Annotated in this window: 21 protein-coding genes; 18 read left to right on the top strand and 3 right to left on the bottom strand. The window is 32.8% G+C overall.

From position 1 onward, the window contains the following. Positions 1-103: 103 nt before the first annotated feature. The 14 genes from BLV37_RS06100 to BLV37_RS06045 all read left to right on the top strand — a co-directional run bounded on the left by BLV37_RS06100 (position 104) and on the right by BLV37_RS06045 (position 11,058). Positions 104-451, top strand: a complete 348-nt coding sequence (locus tag BLV37_RS06100) for a DUF6054 family protein (protein WP_091728731.1) — start codon at positions 104-106, stop codon at positions 449-451. Between the two features lie 89 nt (positions 452-540). Then, positions 541-1,068, top strand: a complete 528-nt coding sequence (locus BLV37_RS06095; RefSeq protein ID WP_091728728.1) for a GNAT family N-acetyltransferase — start codon at positions 541-543, stop codon at positions 1,066-1,068. Between the two features lie 77 nt (positions 1,069-1,145). After that, the gene (locus BLV37_RS06090) at positions 1,146-1,856 is read left to right on the top strand and encodes a hypothetical protein (RefSeq protein ID WP_208975210.1); all 711 of its coding nucleotides are present in this window, start codon (positions 1,146-1,148) and stop codon (positions 1,854-1,856) included. A 114-nt stretch (positions 1,857-1,970) separates the two neighbouring features. Beyond that, positions 1,971-2,261: a hypothetical protein gene (locus BLV37_RS06085; RefSeq protein ID WP_091728722.1), complete on the top strand. Its 291-nt coding sequence runs from the start codon at positions 1,971-1,973 to the stop codon at positions 2,259-2,261. 102 nt (positions 2,262-2,363) lie between these two features. After that, complete coding sequence (locus BLV37_RS15005) at positions 2,364-2,537, top strand: hypothetical protein (protein WP_176967890.1); 174 nt, start codon at positions 2,364-2,366, stop codon at positions 2,535-2,537. Positions 2,538-2,586: 49 nt separating this feature from the next. After that, positions 2,587-3,384 (top strand): class I SAM-dependent methyltransferase, encoded by a 798-nt coding sequence (locus tag BLV37_RS06080; protein ID WP_091728720.1) that lies wholly within the window; start codon positions 2,587-2,589, stop codon positions 3,382-3,384. 38 nt (positions 3,385-3,422) lie between these two features. Continuing rightward, complete coding sequence (locus tag BLV37_RS06075; RefSeq protein WP_091728717.1) at positions 3,423-4,103, top strand: putative periplasmic lipoprotein; 681 nt, start codon at positions 3,423-3,425, stop codon at positions 4,101-4,103. 276 nt (positions 4,104-4,379) lie between these two features. After that, positions 4,380-4,835 (top strand): zinc ribbon domain-containing protein, encoded by a 456-nt coding sequence (locus tag BLV37_RS06070; RefSeq protein WP_091728714.1) that lies wholly within the window; start codon positions 4,380-4,382, stop codon positions 4,833-4,835. A 101-nt stretch (positions 4,836-4,936) separates the two neighbouring features. Next, positions 4,937-5,920 (top strand): DUF3221 domain-containing protein, encoded by a 984-nt coding sequence (locus tag BLV37_RS06065; RefSeq protein WP_091728711.1) that lies wholly within the window; start codon positions 4,937-4,939, stop codon positions 5,918-5,920. Positions 5,921-6,203: 283 nt separating this feature from the next. Continuing rightward, positions 6,204-6,455: a TM1266 family iron-only hydrogenase system putative regulator gene (locus tag BLV37_RS06060; protein WP_091728708.1), complete on the top strand. Its 252-nt coding sequence runs from the start codon at positions 6,204-6,206 to the stop codon at positions 6,453-6,455. Between the two features lie 13 nt (positions 6,456-6,468). Beyond that, the gene (gene hydG, locus BLV37_RS06055) at positions 6,469-7,839 is read left to right on the top strand and encodes a [FeFe] hydrogenase H-cluster radical SAM maturase HydG (protein WP_091728705.1); all 1,371 of its coding nucleotides are present in this window, start codon (positions 6,469-6,471) and stop codon (positions 7,837-7,839) included. Positions 7,840-7,851: 12 nt separating this feature from the next. Then, on the top strand, positions 7,852-9,048 hold the full coding sequence (hydF, locus tag BLV37_RS15000) for a [FeFe] hydrogenase H-cluster maturation GTPase HydF (protein WP_176967889.1): 1,197 nt from the start codon (positions 7,852-7,854) through the stop codon (positions 9,046-9,048). Positions 9,049-9,060: 12 nt separating this feature from the next. Then, the gene (gene hydE, locus BLV37_RS14995) at positions 9,061-10,104 is read left to right on the top strand and encodes a [FeFe] hydrogenase H-cluster radical SAM maturase HydE (RefSeq protein WP_176967888.1); all 1,044 of its coding nucleotides are present in this window, start codon (positions 9,061-9,063) and stop codon (positions 10,102-10,104) included. A gap of 162 nt (positions 10,105-10,266) precedes the next feature. Next, positions 10,267-11,058 carry a CPBP family intramembrane glutamic endopeptidase gene (locus BLV37_RS06045; RefSeq protein ID WP_091728702.1) on the top strand — a complete coding sequence of 264 codons (792 nt, stop codon included), beginning with the start codon at positions 10,267-10,269 and terminating at the stop codon, positions 11,056-11,058. Positions 11,059-11,151: 93 nt separating this feature from the next. Here the strand turns inward: BLV37_RS06045 and alr are convergent, their stop codons facing one another. The 3 genes from alr to BLV37_RS06030 are packed head-to-tail and all read right to left on the bottom strand — an operon-like array spanning position 11,152 to position 14,843. Further along, positions 11,152-12,360: an alanine racemase gene (alr, locus tag BLV37_RS06040; protein WP_091728700.1), complete on the bottom strand. Its 1,209-nt coding sequence runs from the start codon at positions 12,358-12,360 to the stop codon at positions 11,152-11,154. Continuing rightward, positions 12,361-13,764, bottom strand: a complete 1,404-nt coding sequence (locus BLV37_RS06035; RefSeq protein WP_091728698.1) for a UDP-N-acetylmuramoyl-tripeptide--D-alanyl-D-alanine ligase — start codon at positions 13,762-13,764, stop codon at positions 12,361-12,363. Continuing rightward, positions 13,761-14,843, bottom strand: a complete 1,083-nt coding sequence (locus tag BLV37_RS06030) for a D-alanine--D-alanine ligase (RefSeq protein WP_091728695.1) — start codon at positions 14,841-14,843, stop codon at positions 13,761-13,763. Before BLV37_RS06030 ends, BLV37_RS06035 begins: the two co-directional genes overlap by 4 nt. A 394-nt stretch (positions 14,844-15,237) precedes the next feature. Between BLV37_RS06030 and fabG the strand changes: the two genes are divergently transcribed. The 4 genes from fabG to BLV37_RS06010 all read left to right on the top strand — a co-directional run bounded on the left by fabG (position 15,238) and on the right by BLV37_RS06010 (position 19,961). Then, the gene (gene fabG / locus BLV37_RS06025) at positions 15,238-15,978 is read left to right on the top strand and encodes a 3-oxoacyl-ACP reductase FabG (protein ID WP_091728692.1); all 741 of its coding nucleotides are present in this window, start codon (positions 15,238-15,240) and stop codon (positions 15,976-15,978) included. Positions 15,979-16,244: 266 nt separating this feature from the next. Next, on the top strand, positions 16,245-17,708 hold the full coding sequence (locus BLV37_RS15425) for a sigma-54 interaction domain-containing protein (RefSeq protein WP_280140112.1): 1,464 nt from the start codon (positions 16,245-16,247) through the stop codon (positions 17,706-17,708). A 141-nt stretch (positions 17,709-17,849) separates the two neighbouring features. Continuing rightward, a complete protein-coding gene (locus BLV37_RS06015) occupies positions 17,850-18,266 on the top strand; it encodes a MaoC family dehydratase (RefSeq protein ID WP_091728690.1) in 417 nt (138 codons plus the stop codon). Between the two features lie 471 nt (positions 18,267-18,737). Then, positions 18,738-19,961: a substrate-binding domain-containing protein gene (locus BLV37_RS06010; protein WP_091728687.1), complete on the top strand. Its 1,224-nt coding sequence runs from the start codon at positions 18,738-18,740 to the stop codon at positions 19,959-19,961. Positions 19,962-19,964 lie beyond the last annotated feature (3 nt).

Here is a 19,964-nt window from a genome sequence, read left to right as displayed (position 1 = left end):
TCAAGCCTTGTTAAAGTCGTAACACTGCTTTTGAGGAAGTGAAACAGCGATAAGAGCTATCTTTATTTTTAAAATTAATTATTTTTTAAAAAGAGGTGTAAATATGGCAAAATATGAGAGAAGGCTCAAAGGGAATTTTAATGAGTTATTAGATTGGTTACACAGGGACATTACTAATGGAAGTGTTTCAGTTAGTTACGAAGATGGAAGTGATATTACCATGGGAGATGTGAAAATGGCCGTCCGAGTTTATGAGCGTTATAGCATGGCAGGAAGTAACCGTGTAAGTCTTAATATTACGCTTGTAGGAAAAGAACAAGAAATATTTATTTCTGCTATCACCTCTGGAGGTAGCCAGGCAGTTTTCTTCAAAATCAATACAATAGGAGAAGAAACTTTTCTTGAATTGTGTAGGGATTCAGTGGAAAATTATATATTGAAGCGCCAGTAACCTGTCGTATAAAATAAAGAATCTAATAGTCAAGAAATACATTTATATATTATGAGTATGATGACTTGTTCAAATTAAGAGGTGAATAAATGAATGATATAAGATTGATATTACCTTCCAAAGAATATGAAAAAGAAGCTTATGAATATATACAGGAATTTATAGAGTACAATTCAGAAATCAACGGAACAGGTGGACTTGATAGCTACCACAATTATGATGAATGGCTACTAAAGCTAGAGAAAGATTTAGATTTACCTAATATTCCAGAAGGAAGAGTACCTGCAAATACCTACTTTTTTGTTAGATCATTAGACAACAAAATTGTTGGAATGATTAATATACGGCATAAACTGAATGAATTTCTCTTGAACGAGGGTGGTCATATAGGTTATTCAATAAGGCCTACTGAAAGAAAAAAGGGATATGCAACTTTAATGCTAAAGTCAGCTTTACAAAAATGCAGAGAGATAAACCTAGATAAAATCTTAATCACTTGTGATAAAGCAAATGTCGCATCTGCTAGGGTTATTCAAAAAAACAATGGAGTATTAGAAAATGAAATCTTTAGTGAAACCTTTTCTGAAATTATTCAAAGATATTGGATTAAACTATAAACCATGATTAAGGCAAGCTAAAAGCTGGACTTAGATGATAAATGAAATACGATTCTTTTTTTATCACTTTTCACACCATGGTAAAATGTTACAGGAACCATAATACTGCTACTAAGCTTCCAGAAGAACTTTTAGAAGCCATGAGCTTCAGTCATGTCAAAATAAATTACCCTTTATTAATTTTCAACTCTAACAATGTTTACAACCTAGAAGAAAAGAAACTAATACTTAATGTCGAAAATATTATCTCTGCTTTAGAGAAAGAGTGGGGAAAGACCATTGACGTAAATGGAGCAAAACTTCATGATGATACTATAGAGCTAGAGCCTAAATCCTTTGACTTTATAGACAATGCCGTCCTTTCACCTTCCAAGAAAAAAGTAGCTTTTTCAATTCACCTATACCTTGCCGCTTCATTTTCCACTATAACTGGTGTACTAAATGTAGAGAACAGTAATATAGATTTTGTTGAAGGTCCTTTTATTGGTCAGGTACAAGAGATTATTTGGTCTCCTGATGAAAACTACTTTGCTTACACATTGATCTCAAACATTAGTGAATATGATATATATATAATCAATTCAAGTAGTCTTAAAAAAGTAGTTTCTATAACGAGTACTGAATTGCTAGAGGAAGAGTTAGCCGAAAAACAACCTCAAGGGGAATTTCACACAATAGCAAAGCTGTCTGAGTGGCTTGATAATAGTTATTTATCAATTCAATTAATATATATGGAAACAGAAAATGATATCGAGCAGGAGTTTACTAAAATCATAAAGTATTATTAAGGAACCTTTCATTCAATAATATGGTCTAAAAAAGAGAGAATTAAAATAATAGTCAAATAGCATTACCTTTTAAAAGAAATTGATAATGAGTTTTCATATGGGAGAGTTACGATTATGAAAAAGATAGCTTTTATTTCTATCATATGTATTCTTTTTATATCTGGGTGCACATACAACGGCAATACAGTAAATACAGATAATGACGAAAACAATAAAATACAAGAATTAAAAAAAAGCATTAAAAGATTAGAATCTGATTTAAAAGAAAAAAATGATTATATTGAAAAGCTGGAGCAACAACAAGCCATATTCCCTATACTAAGCAATATAGCTTTAGAATTTGTTAGAGGACATACTCAAGGTAATATTGAGAAGTTAAAAGAAATTATATCTGATAGTATCTAAATAATAGAAGAGGAAAATAAAATTTATGGCAAATATGAAGTATACGGAAACGAAATAAAATATTTACTATATAATAATGATGGTGAAATTGGATATGAAGATATGGTTATTCAAGGATATGGATATTATGAAGAGAATAATACATATGTAATTCATATAAGAGAATTCTATGTGGACGAATATAATGAACCGGTTAGTCCGCCAACCTTTTTGAATTTATATTTTAGGGAACTAGAGGAAGGCTGGAGAATAATAGAGTTTGATTTTGACGTCTAGATATTATTTGTGTGAATCAATCAATTAAATTAGCAGAGGTGACTATAAATTGAAAATAGAAGACTTATTAGGAATTAAAAGTGAAGAAGAGAGGGTTTCAGCTCTTTATGAAATATTTGATGAAGATTCCAGGTTATCTTCCAAAGCAACTAGAGTTGAGTTTTTAACTACAGTTAGGCAAATTGAAAAACATTTACAGCCTGGAATGAAAATTTTAGATTTAGGAGCAGGTGCTGGGGAACATAGCTTGTACTTTGCAGAAAAAGGTTATGAGGTGACCTCGATAGAACTAGTTGAAAAGCATGTGAAACGTATTAGAGAAAAGAAAAGACCAGATATGAAGCTTAAAGTATTTCAAGGTAATGCTTTAGAGCTTTCTAAACTTGAGGATAATAACTATGACATTGTATTGTGCTTTGGCCCTTTATATCATTTGGAGAACATAGAAGATCGCTTCAAATGTATTGAAGAAGTAAAACGAGTATGTAAAAATGATGGCATAATGTTTTTTGCTTTTATTAGCAATGATATGGTCATTGTAACGGAAACCATGTGCTATCAATCAGGCTTTTTAAAAGGAGAGCAATATAATCATAAAACCTTCAAGGTAAAAGACTTTCCTTTTGTATTTGCAACTGTTGATCAAGCGAGAGAATTAATCAAAAAATCAGGACTAACAATTGTGGCTGAAGTTGCAGCAGATGGACTAAGTGAATTGCTGGCGGACAAAATAAATAATATGGACGAAGAAAGCTATGAGCTGTGGCTCAATTTTCATTTCTATTATAGTGAAAAGCCAGAGTTTTTAGGATGGAGCAATCACTTGCTGTTCCTTGCACAAAAATAAGATTTTAATAGTTGTTTCTTATCATAAGGGGGGAAAATATGAAGGTTAAAGTATGGATAATGTTGTTGATTTTAGTATTCTTGCTTAGTGGATGCAGTAAACCAGAAAATAGCACGCTTCCTTTAGCTTTTATTGAAGCTAACAAAGTTAGAATCAATGATTTGCAATTGGACACTATTGATGAAATTATTCAAGAGAGAACAATTGATAATGGGGCTAGGGTACTAATTTTTAAAGATAAAGAAGACGGTCAAATAAATGGTGGAATTAATTTAAGGGATAAATATTATCAAATAGGTGAAGTATCCGTTGAAAATACACCAGAAGATTTAATGGGTATAGAAGAAGTCCAAGTATTCGGAAAGGAAGCAATAAAGATTTATGGAATACTAGGCACAAGTTATGCCCAGGCATTTTATTGGTTTACACAAGAAGATTTCCAGGGGTCTATAATACAAGTAGATGGGAATACAACAGAAATTGACTTAGATAACGATGGTAAGCAAGAAATTGTTTCAACTTTAGGTACAATTCCCCAAACTAAAATATACATATTAGATGAAAATAAAATTTATGCTTGTGACATTAATGAATCTATAGGAGCAGAGTCATCAATTCTAAAGGATAGAGATAAAAAGCTGTTTGAGATATACTTTCAGCCCAATAAACCAAAAAAATATATGTATGATAAAGGCTTACTTAAAGAAATAGTTAAATAAAGCAATTAAACAATATGGATAAAATAACATAATTTAGAGCTAGAATAGTATCTATTTGATTGATTGCTTTTAAACAGTTATACTAGTAAATATGATGAAATAATACAAAGAATATTGGCTCTATAATATTAGTTATTCTAGTTCTATTTTCAACAATAGTCTTGTTTTTATTTTAAGGAAAAAAATTACTACTTATACAGACAGCATCTTCTCTAAAAACAATCCTAATATAGAAAAAATAAATTTAAGAATAAATACAGACTGGGGGGTCATAAAATGTCAAATAAAATTTCTAAAGAAAGAAAATCCATTTACTATGTAGGATTAGGACTTATAGTGCTAGGAGTTATTTTGTTTCTTTCCTCATTTATCACAGTTGCAATAGATATGAACTCAAGCTTTGGAGGACCACCAACCTTCTTTCTAAGAGCAGTAGTAGGGATGATATGTATTATTATAGGAAATGTACTTGTTAGTATAGGGGCAAAAGGTGTTGCAGGCTCAGGACTTATTTTAGATCCAGAAAAGGCAAGAGAAGACTTACAGCCTTTTAATGCTGCAAAGGGAAAAATGATAAATGATGTCATTGAAAATATAGATGTAGTTAAGAACATAAAGGGAGAAAACGCTGAAAGAGAAACAAAGGAAATAATAAAAATAAAATGCAGACAATGTGGTGCGCTTAATGATGAGGATGCAAAATTCTGTAAATCTTGTGGAAAGACAATATAACTCATCTATTTATTTTGAGAAAAGTTTAATATAGCCTAAAAGGGAACAAAACTAACAATACAAAGGTCTAATAAGCTAACAATAGAAAAGGAGGACTATTTATGAACTATAAAAAATTCATACTTATAGCCTTAATCATAATGATTATAACCCTTACTGGCTGTCAAAAAGAAGAAAAAGTAGATATAAGAGGGTCAATTACTGGCATAAACATGTCCGATAAAATTTCCAGTATAATGGTTGAAGGGGAGCTTGAGGAAGATACATCCTATGATAAAGCAAGTATAAGAATAGACAATAGCACAAAAATATATATAGGTAAAACAAAAGAGAAGGCTTCTGCAGAACATTTTAAAGAAGGAATGATAGTAGAAGTTACCTTTGAAGGTCCAGTTGCAGAATCTTATCCAGTGCAGGCAACTGCAAAAATAATTAGAATTGTTGAACAGGATAAAGATAGCCAAGTATCCGAGGCTCTAAAAGAAAAAAGCATAGAAGCATTTAAGCTACAGGAAAGTGATTATATCACCATAGATAATATATTGAATGCTAAAAAAGATATTATTGTGATTCAGTGGAGCTTTGACAAATCTAAAGTTGCTTTTGCAATAGATAATGGAGATGGAGAAAGCCAAATGTATTTATGGCAGACTGGTAATCATGAACCAGTAAGGATAGATGATGTAAATGATATTATTTGCGAATTTAAATGGTCTCCAAATAATGAATATATTATTGCAGATGTGGGCACCTCAGTGGCTAGGGGAGGCTATGTTGTCGATGTAAAGGAGAAGGAATTGCTTTATAACATTGGCTATATAGATGGAGTTCTTTGGTCACCTGATTCAAAACACATAGCTATGATACAGGAAAGCCAGGTAAAAGCAGTAGTAGAAACTGAGCTAGAGGGAACTACAGACGTATATCTGCTTAACATAGAAACAAAAGAAAAACAGTTAATAGACAAAGGTACGTCAGAATATTCTCTAAGACTTATAAGCTGGGATGATGATGGCAAGCTAAATTACAATAGAGCTTATTATAAAGAACCTGAGAAAATTGAAATATTGACATATATTTATTGAAAAAAGGCTTTTATAGAAATATAAAAGCTAATTTTGCATTAATTATTGACAAAAAAATATCAACAATATAATATGATATTAAATACAGTTCATCTAAGGCAAGAGAAATCTTTCCATAGATGTTCACAATACCCTATTTCCTAACGAAAAAGAGCTATGCTCTGATTTGAAAGGTGACGGATAATATGAATGACATGTGGTTAATGGCATATGTTTACTATTCGCATCTTTCTGAGGGAAGGTGCGTTTTATATTTTTGATTAAAAATAGGAGAGGATAAAATATGAAAAAAATAGCAGCCATAAGTGCCATATTAGAGGAACCGGAATTAGTACAGCAGGAATTTAATAACGTGGTTTCATCCTTTAAAGGGATTATAAAAGGACGATTAGGCATTCCATTTTCAGAAGAGAAAATTGCCATAATTTCAATTGTAGTAATTGGAGAACTAAATGAAATCAATAGTCTAACAGGAAGGCTAGGCAATATACCTCATGTAATTGTGAAGACAGCCATTTCTAAAAAAGAAATATAAAGGGGAGATAAATATGTTTATAGACGAAAAATATATTAACGATTTACTCGAAAGTGTTAAAAAAATAACAAAAAACGAAATAGATCAAATACTAGATAAGGCAGCAGAATTCAAGGGGCTTACTCATAAAGAAGTTGCTGCACTACTTATGACAGATAACAAAGAGCATATAAAGAGAATATTTCAAATAGCAGGAAAGATTAAAGAGCATATCTATGGAAATCGTATAGTTATGTTTGCTCCCCTATATGTAAGCGATTACTGTGTAAATCGCTGTAGATATTGTGGATATAATCATGACAACGAATTTCCTAGACGTCGCTTGACTATGGAGGAAATAAGAGCTGAAGTAGCTATTTTAGAAAAAATGGGACATAAGCGTTTAGCTCTTGAGGCTGGAGAGGATCCAGTAAATTGCAGTATAGATTATATATTAGATTGCATGCAGACTATATATGATATGAAGCTTGAAAATGGTGAAATTCGTAGAGTTAACGTGAATATTGCAGCTACAACAGTTGGAAATTATAGAAAATTAAAGGAAATAGGCATAGGAACATATATATTATTTCAAGAAACCTATCATAAGCCAACCTATGAATATATGCATATGTCAGGCCCAAAAAAGAACTATGAATATCACTTAACTGCCTTTGATAGAGCCATGGAAGCAGGAATAGATGATGTGGGCGGAGGAGTCTTATTTGGACTATATGATCCATATTTTGAGGTTTTAGGACTTATGCTTCACAATGAGCATTTAGAAGAAAAATATGGTGTAGGCTTTCATACTATTTCCGTACCGAGAATATGTGGAGCTGAAGGTGCTGATTTATCTATGTATAAGCATATTGTAGATGATGAAACCTTTAAAAAGATTGTAGCTATTATACGATTAGCAGTACCCTTTACAGGAATGATATTGTCAACTCGTGAAAGCATAGATATGCGTAAGGAACTTATTAAAATAGGTATTTCTCAAATAAGCGCAGGGTCAACAGTAGAGGTTGGAGGCTACACTGCAAGAGAGCATAACAAATCACAGTTTCAGGTTACAGACAATAGAAGTGCGGCAAGGATAATTGATTGGCTTGTAGACGATGAACTAATTCCAAGCTTTTGTACTGCCTGCTATAGAAAAGGTAGAACTGGAGATAGATTCATGTCCTTAGCTAAATCAGGAAATATTAAAAATGTCTGTGTGCCCAATGGTCTCATGACTTTATACGAGTATATGCTAGACTATGGAGATAAAGAATTTAAGGCGAAAGTAGAAAAAATTATTCAAAGAGAAATACCTAAAATTCAAGACGAGAAGGTTAGACAATTAGTTATGGATAACATAGAGAAGCTTAAAAAAGGTGAGAGAGATTTATATATATAAGGAGGAAACCAAATGCAGAAAACTCCAATTGCTTCAAGAAAGCATGTATCATTATTTGGCAATGTAAATGCAGGGAAATCTTCCCTATTTAATGCTATTTTAGGGCAAGATGCGGCAATTGTATCGTCACAGCCAGGAACCACAACTGACCCTGTAGTAAAGGCTATGGAGCTTATTCCTTTTGGACCTATTGCCTTAGTTGACACTGCTGGCTTTGAAGATATTAGTCAAGTTGGAAAGCAGAGGATGAAAAGAACTAATGACATACTTAATCGTACAGATTTAGCTATTTATGTTGTAGATGCAAGTGCCTTTGATGAAGATAATCATAAAAAAACAGTTAGATTATTTAAAGAAAAATCCATACCCTATATATTAGTTTTTACTAAATGGGATATGGTGCCTGAAATAGAAAAAAGTCAGCTTAAAAGCAAATATAAGGACTCAATATTTGTAGATAGCTCTAATGAAAATGATGTATCCCTTCTAAAGAGGAAAATAGCCCAAGAGCTAGAAAAGCTTCAGGATGAAGATGAAACCATTGTAGGGAATCTATTAGAAGAAAATAGCACAGTAATTTTAGTTGTTCCTATTGATTCTGCTGCACCAAAGGGAAGATTAATATTACCCCAGGTTCAGCTTATAAGGGATTGTCTAGACCATAATATCAAATGCTTTGTAACAAAGGAAAGCGAGCTACCTGAAGCTTTAAAAGAGTTAAAAAAGATAGACTTAGTAGTTACGGACTCTCAAATATTTAAATTAGTAAGTACCATTGTTCCTAAGGAAATACCTCTTACATCCTTTTCAATGCTACTAGCAAGACAAAAGGGAGATATAGGGCTTCTTATTGAGGGAGCAGAAAAAATTCATAGTTTAGAGAACAATTCAAAAATACTTATGGCTGAAGCCTGCACTCATAATCATACTCATGAAGATATAGGGAGAGTAAAGATACCAGCATTAATGAAAAAATATACAGGCAAAGAGCTTAGCTTTGATTATTGTGTAGGATATGATTTCCCAGATAATTTAGAGGAGTATCATATGGTAGTTCACTGTGGAGGATGTATGCTAAATAAAAAAGCTGTAACTAATAGACTCGCCATATGTAAGGATAAAAATATTCCTGTAACTAACTATGGCGTATTATTAGCACATTTAAATGGCATATTGCCAAGATGTAGTGAGATTTTTAACAAGGCATAGGAGGAAATTTTTATGATTGATAAATTATATAACACTCATTCTCTTGACAAGGATGAGCTAATAGCTTTAATAAGAGAAAATATTAATGGAATAGACAATAGGCTTTTAGAGGCTGCTTCTAGCATAAGAGAAGTCTACTACGACAAGAAAGTGTTTTTTAGAGGCTTAATAGAATTCAGTAATTATTGTAAAAACGATTGCTATTATTGCGGTATAAGAAGAAGCAATTCTAATGCTCAACGATATAGATTGAAAAAGGGAGATATATTAGATTGCTGTGCAAGTGGATATGAGCTAGGCTTTAGAACCTTTGTACTACAAAGCGGAGAGGATTTATATTATACAGATAATATTATGGTTGATTTAATAGATAGTATAAAAAGCAAATATCCTGATTGTGCAATAACATTGTCTATGGGTGAAAAATCTTATTCAAGCTATAAAAAATATTTTCAGGCAGGTGCAGATAGGTATTTATTGAGACATGAGACTGCTACAGAAGATCATTACAGAAGGCTTCATCCAGACAACATGAGTCTTTCTAATAGAAAGAAAAGCCTATATAATTTAAAGGAAATAGGCTTCCAAGTAGGAGCAGGATTTATGGTAGGATCTCCTTATCAAACAATAGAGAATTTAGCTAACGACCTGTTGTTTTTAAAGGAATTGGAGCCTCATATGGTAGGCATAGGACCTTTTATACCTCATAGTGACACTATTTTTGCAGATGAAAATGCAGGTGCTTTAGATATGACGGTTTTAATGATAGCAATAGTTAGACTCCTACTACCTAAAGCTTTGCTTCCTGCTACTACAGCCTTAGGAACCATAGACTCTCTAGGAAGGGAAAAAGGCCTTAAAGCAGGAGCCAATGTAGTTATGCCCAATCTTTCACCTATATCTGTAAGAAAAGACTACTCTCTTTATGATAACAAAATATGTACGGGAGACGAAGCAGCAGAGTGCAGATACTGCATAGAAGAAAGAATAAAGGCAGCCGGATTTCAGCCTGATTTTTCAAGAGGAGATTATATAGGAATGAATATACAAAGTTGATTATATGCCAGGCAGATGCTTGGATTAGATTGCTTCGCTATTAGTGATTTAATAATATGATATCCATAATGGTTTCTGTGAAGTATTAATTGCTAATGTTGCAATGCTTTTTATAATTAGGTAACATATAATATAAGAGGAGATCAATATTCATTAGGGAGTGTGATAACTATTATTTCAACATTATTATTAATATTTAATTTTGTGATAGGCATTGCAATACTAGTGTATTATTTTAAAAATCTTAAAGAAGTAAACTATTATATTAAATATGGAATATTTATGTCTGCAGCATGTGGTATTTTAATAATCTTAGGTGGAGGATTTGAAGTACCCACTATGCTGTTATTTGCAATAAATCTTATAAAAATATATATTCACACATGTGTAGGAATGCATTTATGTGAAAGATTAGGCTTGATAGATTTGCCTTTACTAAGAAAAATTTTTAGTCATGAGGGCATAGAAAAAATAAATATAAAAAAATACTCTTTAAATGTAGCGACTGTAATTGTTGGAACAGTGGCATTCTCATATGGTCTATTTAAACTCACTTCTCCAAGAATTTCAGAGACCTATAAGATGGTTTTAGAAAGAACAGGAGGGCTTAATGAGTTTGGCAGTCCACCTTCTATAAGTATTATATTAATCATTATGGCTACTGTTATTATTGAAGAAATAACATTCCGATTTGTAATACCTAATTATCTAGCGAATAAATTCAAGCTTGAGAATCATAAATATTGGATATCAATTGCTTTTTCATCATTATTGTGGACTTTTGCACATGCAAATGTTCTAAATCCTGAATGGGTTAAGTTTGTTCAGATATTTCCTGTAGGATTAGTATTGGGAGGAATGTATAAAAAGCTTGGATTAGAAAGCTGTATAATAGCTCACATAGGCTTTAATATTGGGATGATGTTCATATCCGGAGGCTTAATCCTTCATTGATAATTCAAAAGAACAAGTTAAACATGGAGACCATATAAAAAGCGCCCTTTTGTACAAATTATAGGGATTACTTTTTTTATGGTCTTTGTGTATTTATTTAGCATCGGCTATAGCTTTATTAAATGGATATTTACTAGGCTGCCAGCTTCTTTCTGTCAATACTTCAACAATCTTACCTTTATAATAATAAACCTTTGGCACTCTATAAGTAATCATAGAAGGGATTTCCTGGGGAACACTGCCTATGTGATTAGCAAGGTCCTCTAATGTAATTTCATTACTTCCATCCTTGCCAATCAATACTACAGGAGTACCTATAGCATATTTTTCAGGTAAACGAACCATGAACTGATCCATACAGATTTTGCCTATGATGGGCATTTCTTGTCCATCTACTAGAACATGAAAGCCTTGAAAACAACGGAACCACCCATCTGCATAGCCTATAGGAACCGTTCCTATCCATTCATTAGATTTTGTTTCATAAGCAGTATCATATCCTACAAAGCTTCCTTTTTTCATTTTTTTAACACAGAGTAGCTTTGAATGTAGAGAAAGTGCCGATTCTAAATGTACTGGAGTTGTCTTTCTTATATCTTCAGATGGATATATTCCAAATATAGCTACACCTATGCGAACCATATCAAAAAAGCTGTTACTATACTTTAAGGCTGCAGCACTATTGGCACAATGGAAAATAGACACATCTAGACCTTCGGATTTTATCCATTGAGCCATGTCTGAAAATGCCTCCAGCTGTTTATTAAAATAGGCAGAGTTTTTACTGTTTGCTGTAGCAAAATGGGTATATACTCCTTCTATGACTATATCCTCCTTAGTTAATAGTGGTAGCATAGCCTCTAGCTCTTCCTTATTTCTTAAACCAATTCTACCTAAGCCTGTATCTATTTTTAAGTGTATTTTAAGTGGTTTTCTGCCTACTTTATATAGTCTCATTTCTTTAAGCCAAGAAAGCTGAAAAACAGTAATGGATATATCATATTCTATTGCAATATTCACATCACTAGGGAGTATAGGTGTAAGTACTAAAATAGGTGCTTTAATACCATTCTTACGCAAATATAAGGCTTCACTTAATATGGATACAGCTAGTGCATCTACATTTGCCTTTAAAGCTATTTTTGCAACCTGCAAATCACCATGTCCGTATGCATCTGCCTTTACTGCTGCCATAAATTTAACATATGGAGGCAAATATTCACGTAATTGCTTAATATTATTTTCAATTTTATCTAAATGTATTTCTAACCATGTATCTCTATGAAGTATAGAGGTATCCATTTATATTACCTCCTTTTCCAATGGATTTTCAGAGATTAATGCTTTAACAATATCCTCTAGTTTAAGTTCACGAGAACCTTTGATTAATACCATAGACTTATATTGAATAATTTCTTTTAACTTTTCTACTAGAAGAGCTTTATTTGTAAAGGAAAAAACTCTATTATCAGGGAATCTTGATTTTGCAGCCTTAGCTATGTTTGCTGCAAGAGAACCTATTGTAATAAGGTAATCAATTTTATCAGGTTCAATTTTCTTTCCAATCTCCATATGCATATTTATCTCTTCAATGCCTAAACCATTCATATCACCAAGGACTGCAATCTTTTGCTTATAATTTTTAAAGCTATATAGAGTTTCTAATGCTGATAATAGGCTTGTAGGATTAGATTTATATGAATCATTTAGAATCGTATATTTTTCAGTATATATTAGCTCGTTTCTCATTCCTGTAACCTCTATCTTTGATAAGCCCTCTTGAATTTGCTCAAGAGATATTCCGAAATACCTGGCCACTGTAACTGCAGCAGTAGCATTATATACTTGATGCTTACCAACCATAGACAAAAAGAAAGTTGGACAGTCTAATTTATCTAACCTAAAATAAGTGCCATTTTCCTCAATAGATATGATTTCGGGAATATATGTGTTAGTTAGATTTTTCCCAAAGGTTACTGTCTTATAATTAGTATTCATATTCTTAATAGTATTACTTAACAAAGGGTCATCTCCAAAATATACAAATAAACCATTAGGATTTAAGCCTTTTAAAATTTCAAGCTTTGCTTTAACAATATTGGTTTTTGTTTTTAAGTAGTCTAAATGAGCTTCACCAATATTAGTAATAACAGCTACATCAGGAGAAGCAATAGAAGTTAGTAACTCGATATCTCCAAGGTGATCCATGCCCATTTCAACTACAGCCATTTCAGTATCTTCTTCTAGTTCTAAAATTGTTAATGGAACTCCTAAATGGTTATTTAAATTAGCAAAGGTTTTATGAGTTTTATATTTAGTTTTCAATAGACTAGCTAAAATATCCTTAGTAGAAGTTTTTCCATTACTTCCTGTTATGCCTATAACTTTTGTATCTAACTGATTTCTATATGCTTTTGCCAGTTCTTGAATAGAGGTTAATGTATCCTTTACTAATATAAATGGGAAATCTATATCTGGAATAGGTTCACTTTCACACCAAATTGCTCCTGTTGCTCCTTTTTCTATAGCATCACTAATAAACTGATGCCCATTAAAATTCTCTCCGACAATAGGAACAAATAACTGACCAGATTTTATTCTCCTAGAGTCTGTGGAAACACCCTTTATTTTAATTTCTTCATACTCCCCTTTGAGACCATGACCCTTTGCCATGATTTCTATTTCCTTTAATACACGACTTATCATGCTTCCCACCTCATATGCAAAATAGAGTTCTTCTGTTCATGTCTAGCAAATCCTAAACCTATTAATATTTGGATTAATTCACTATAGCTGGTGCCATCTGTTTTTTCCCAGAGAGCAGGAAACATACTATATTTAGTGAAGCCTGGCATAGTATTTACTTCATTAATATAATATGCGTCTTGGGCAGTAACAAAATAATCCACTCTTACAAGCCCCTTACAGTTTAGTAGCTTAAAGGCCTTGATAGCAGTTTGCCTCATAGCCTCACTTATATTATCAGACAAAGGAGCAGGAATAACAGGAACTAGCCTTCCATCCACATATTTAGCATTATAATCCATGAACTTTCTTTCCTGTATATATTCACCTACTACAGAAGCCTTAGGACAGTTATTACCTATTACAGCTATTTGCATTTCTCTTCCGATTATTTCTTTTTCTATAATAAGCTTATGATCATAAAGAAAGGCTTCTTTTATTGCACTAATTAATTCATTTCTATTTTTACACCGGTTGATGCCAACGCTAGAGCCTAGCCTTGCAGGCTTAACAAAGGAAGGATATCCAATAATATTTTCAATTTCTTCTAGAGCTTTTTCCTCGTTTTCCTGCCATTGATGAAGGAGGAGAGAAGTATACTTTGCTTGAGGTATATTACCTAAAGATAGTAAATCCTTCATCATAACCTTATCTATTCCCACTGCTGATGAAAGAACTTCATTGCCTACATAGGGAAGATTTAACATTTCAAATAATCCCTGAATTGTTCCATCTTCACCATTTGATCCGTGCAGAGCTGGGAAAGCAATACTTTTTTCACCTTTTTTGAAATGCTTGGATAAAAAATCTCCTAAAGAGCCCGAAATGCTATTAAAGTTGCAATGCTTAAGCTCCTTTAGCTCAGTTATTGTTTCCTTAACTATTTTTGTACTGCACCAGACCCCTTCCCTAGTGATATATACTGGATAAACATTATATTTAGCCTTATCTAGAGAGTTGATTATAGAAAATGCACTTTGCAAGGAAACATCATGTTCAACTGACTTTCCACCGTAGATTACATAAATGTTAGTTTTCATTTTTTCCCCCTTTGGTCTATTATTTATGCATTAATTGTATAAGGAAGTTTTTACAATATACTCTTCATTTTTCTTACAAATTTCTTAAAGTTAATCTAGACATCCATTATGTGTTAGATTTCATACAAATGTACTAAAAAACATACATATAAAACACAAACCTGTTATTTACCAAGGGTTAAGATATAATTTTACAAAAAGTGTATTAATTCTGGACAAAAAAATGAGTATTTAAAAATTCACTAAAACACGTGAAAATATTCACAATATTCACTGATATTGGAAATTCCATAGAATATTAAAATATAAATACATGTGGCACGCATTTTGCTTATATAAAATAGATATTGATGTGAAATAATTATTAAATTATATATTTAAAGGAGGAAGAATAATGAAATTATTAGACAAAGTAGCAATAATAACAGGTGCAGGCAGGGGTATAGGCGAGGCAACTGCTAAAAAGTTTGTACAGGAAGGAGCAAAGGTAGTAATAGCAGATATAAGCCAAGCAGATGTTGACAGAACAGTAGAAGAAATTAAAGCTATGGGTGGAGAAGCTATAGGAGCAATTGTTGATGTTACCAGTCTGGAAAGCGTTAACAAAATGGTTAAAGAAACAGTTGAAAAGTATGGAAAACTTGACATAATAGTTAATAATGCTGGAATTACTGCAGATAATACATTAGTTAAAATGTCAGAAGCTGAATTTGATAGAGTTATTAATGTAAACCTAAAGGGAGTATATAATTGCGGACAGGAAGCTGCAAAAGTAATGGCAGAACAAGGTGGAGGAGTAATATTAAATGCTTCATCAGTAGTTGGTGTATATGGAAACTTTGGACAAACAAACTATGCAGCTACAAAATGGGGAGTCATAGGTATGACAAAAACATGGGCAAAAGAGCTTGGGAAAAAAGGTGTACGTGTCAATGCAGTTGCACCAGGATTTATTCTAACTCCAATGACAGAAAAAATGCCTGAAAAAGTATTAGACATGATGAAGGACAAAGCTCCTCTGAAAAGATTAGGAACACCAGAAGACATCGCAAATGCTTATACTTTCTTGGCATCTGATGAGGCTAGCTTCATTACAGGAGCTGTATTAGAAGTTACAGGTGGAGTAGTGCTATAATATTAATAAGGGATGACAAAAATTCACCAGATAAATATTAATTCTAAGATTTTATCTAATTAAGTATTGGTTTACTTAATATCCTCCGAGCTGTCACCGGTATTAAAAGGTGACAGTTCTATTTTTTTGAGAAGGAAAACAAATGCCAATTAAAATGTGTATGAAAAAAACACAAAGCATAGTCGCTATTTGTTTGCTACTGTGTTAATATATAACTAGATTACTAGGTTTTTTATTAGGAAAACGTTCTATCGGAGGTGACTTTGTTGAGTGGAAAGCAAATAAACACTAAAATGCAAGAAGGAGCTAAAGAATTCCAAAACCTACATAATAACTCATTAGTGTTAAGTGAAGATTCTATATTAAGTGAATACTTTATTACAATGATGAACAAAATATTTGATCCCCTTCCTGTACCATTTATTTTGCTAGACAAAGATAGCAGAGTTAGAATGATTAATCAAGTTTTTGCAGATTACCTAGGTTTTTCTAAGAAAGAGATAATAGGTAAGCCTGTACTAGAAGTAGACAAGTATTCTAGATTTCCCTATGTATTTAAAACTAAAAAAGCGGAAATAGCATGGAAGCATACCTTTGAAAATGGACATACTGCAATAGTACATAGACTTCCTGTTCTTGATGAAAACGGAGAAATAAAATATGGAGTTGGAATGGTACTTTTTGAAGACCTTCATCAATTTAGGGATATTATTGAAAAAAATAAGCTTTTAGAAACAGAGCTTTATCTGTACAAAAACCAGCTAAAGGAAATGCACGGAGCTAAATATTCCTGGGACAATATAATTGGCAACAGCGAAAAAATGTCAGCTGCAAAATTCATAGGGAGAAGAGCATCTCAAACAAACTCTAATGTACTGATCCTAGGAGAAAGTGGTACTGGGAAAGAATTATTTGCCCATGCGATACATAATGACAGTGTGAGAAATTTTTCTCCTTTTGTTAAAGTAAATAGTGCAGCAATACCTTCAGAGCTTCTAGAATCAGAGCTTTTCGGATACGAGGAGGGAGCATTTACAGGTGCTAAAAAAGGAGGAAAAATAGGTAAGTTTGAACTGGCTAATGGAGGAAGCATTTTTCTAGATGAGATAGGAGACATGCCACTTAAAATGCAGGCAAAGCTATTAAGAGTTTTACAAGAAAAAGAATTTGAAAGAGTTGGCGGGAACAATATAGTAAAGGTTGATGTTAGAGTTATTGCTGCTACTAACAAAGACCTAAGACAGTTAATAGATGAAGGAAAATTCAGAGAAGATTTATACTATAGACTTAATGTAATGACTATAGAGATACCACCTTTAAGAGAAAGGCATGGAGATATTGGAGAGCTTGTTTCAATACTACTTAATAAGCTTTCAAATCAGCTTGGGAAATATGTATCTAATATATCTGAGAATGCTATGGAGCACTTAATAGGACATAGCTGGCCAGGAAATGTTAGAGAGCTGGAAAATGTACTAGAGAGAGCTATTAATCTAACTGACTCAGATACTATATTACCTGTCCATCTACCAATATACTTAAAGCAGCACACAAGAAGAATAGTAGATGGGCCTATAAGACCATTAAAGGACATAATTGAAGATACGGAAAAAGAAGCCTTAGCAAGATGCTTAGAATATACTGATGGGAACAAGCTACAAACTGCTAAGCTACTAGAGATAAGTCGTTCTAGCTTGTATGATAAGCTAGAGAAGTATGGAATTTCATAAAACTAAAATCAAGGAAGAATAATTTCTTCCTTTTTTTATTGCCAGTTAAATACAAATAATATAAAAGGCTGTTTTGTATTTTAATTGGTACAATAATTGCATAATTTATTTAACAGAGTAAAAAAGAAAGGAGGAAATAAAATGAAAGGTAAAACAATACAGGAGCTAAAATTGGGAGAGAAGGCTTTTTTCCAGAAAACAATCACTGAAACAGATGTGTATCTTTATGCAGGTATAACAGGGGATTTAAACCCAGCCCATATAAATGAAGAATATGCTAAAGATACATTCTTTAAAAGTAGGATTGCACATGGAATGCTAACTGCTGGATTAATATCTGCAGTTTTAGGAATGAAGCTGCCTGGGCCAGGTACAATATATATGGGGCAAGAGTTAAAATTTACTGCACCTGTTAGAATAGGAGATACTATAAAGGCAGAAGTTGAGGTAACTGAAATTGTAACAGAAAAAAATAGACTGAAATTACGAACTACTTGCATAAATCAAAATGGGGACATAGTTCTTGATGGTGTAGCTACAGTAATGCCACCAAAATAAGGTTAAGAATCATTAACCTTTATAGAGAGTATTGAGCCATAAGTAGTGTATAAAAAACACACAGTGCTTTTTAAGTAGGTAAATAAGCTACATACAGGTAAAATAAAAAAGAATTATTGGAGAAATTTTAAAGAAAAGTAAAATATCTTGTTATTTATAAGGAAATGGAATGTGTATGAAATCCATACACATGTACGAAATAAACACAGGAAACTCCTAGTAATATACAAAATTATTATACCTAGAAATATACTTCGAAAATAAAATTCAAAATTATAACAAATAAATCAACAGGGGTTTTAGGTATAAAGCACTAATTATCAAGGCTATTTTAAAAGCAGACAAGCTAAGAGAAAAATACTTTGCATCAATTCTTATCAAATGGCATAAGAATTGCAATTTATTTTAGACAAGGTCTTAAAACCTAAAATTTATAAAAAATAAACATATAATTTTAAGGAGGGTTTTATTTTGAAAAGAGCAATTTCTTTACTATTAGTGATAACGTTTGCATTGTCACTGTTCTTAACAGGTTGTGCAGGCAAGACAACTGGTGGCGTAGACAAAAGCGAACCTATTAGAATCGGGGGAATTACATCTTTGAGTGGTGCCCTACAAGATTATGGTCAACAAATGCAAAGAGGCTTTGAGCTAGGATTAGAATATGCAACAAAGGGAACTATGGAAGTAGCAGGTAGAAAGATAGAAGTTATTTGGGAAGACACTACTACTGTACCTGATGTAGCTAGAGAAAGAGCAATTAAATTATTAGACGTAGACAAAGTAGATATATTAGTAGGGCCTGCATCATCATCTGATGCTGCTGCTATATTAGAGCTTGCAGAAGAATTCAAAAAAGTAATAGTTATTGATCCTGCAGCTGCAGACTTTTTAACTGGACCTGCTTGGAATAGATATACATTCTGTACAGGAAGAAACTCAGCACAGGATGCTAAAGCTATGGCAAACGTTATTATTAACAATAAGCCAGGTGCGAAGGTTGCTACATTAGCACCAGACAGTGCATTTGGACGTTCAATGGTTGACCCAGTTGTTGGTGCATTACAAGATGGTGGAGCTGAGCTTATTCATCAAGAGTTCCCACCAGCAGAAACTACAGACTTTACTCCTTATATATTAAGAATTAGAGAAGCAAAACCAGATTATCTATACGTTATTTGGGCTGGAGCTAATAACCCATGGGGACAATTAATGGAGCTTGACCTTGAAAGCCATGGAATTAAAATTACTACAGGTGCTCCAGAAATTGCAGCATTAAGAATGATGCAACCAATGATAGGTATGCCTGGATTTACTGTATATTATAACAGCGTTCCACAAAACCCTGTTAATGATTGGCTAGTTGAAAAACATAAAGAAAAATATAACTCAGTTCCAGATTTATTTACATCTGGTGGTATGGCATGTGCTATGGCAGTAGTTACAGCTTTAGAAAAAACTGGCGGAAATGCTGATGCAGAAGAGCTAATCAAAACCATGAGGGGAATGGAATTTGATAGCCCTACTGGTAAGAGATACTTCCGTGAAGAAGACCATCAAGCAATACAACCATTGTATGAAATCGTACTTACAGAAGTAGATGGCGTAGACCATCCAGTACCAAAACTAGTACGTGAAATACCAGCTGAAGATATAGCACCAGCAATAACAGTTCCAGCTGATGCAAAGCGTTAAAAC

The sequence above is a fragment of the Proteiniborus ethanoligenes genome (genome assembly GCF_900107485.1).
Classification (GTDB): Bacteria; Bacillota; Clostridia; order Tissierellales; family Proteiniboraceae; genus Proteiniborus; species Proteiniborus ethanoligenes.
The sequence above is the reverse complement of the archived record's forward strand: the minus strand, read 5'-3'. Positions and strand labels throughout refer to the sequence as shown.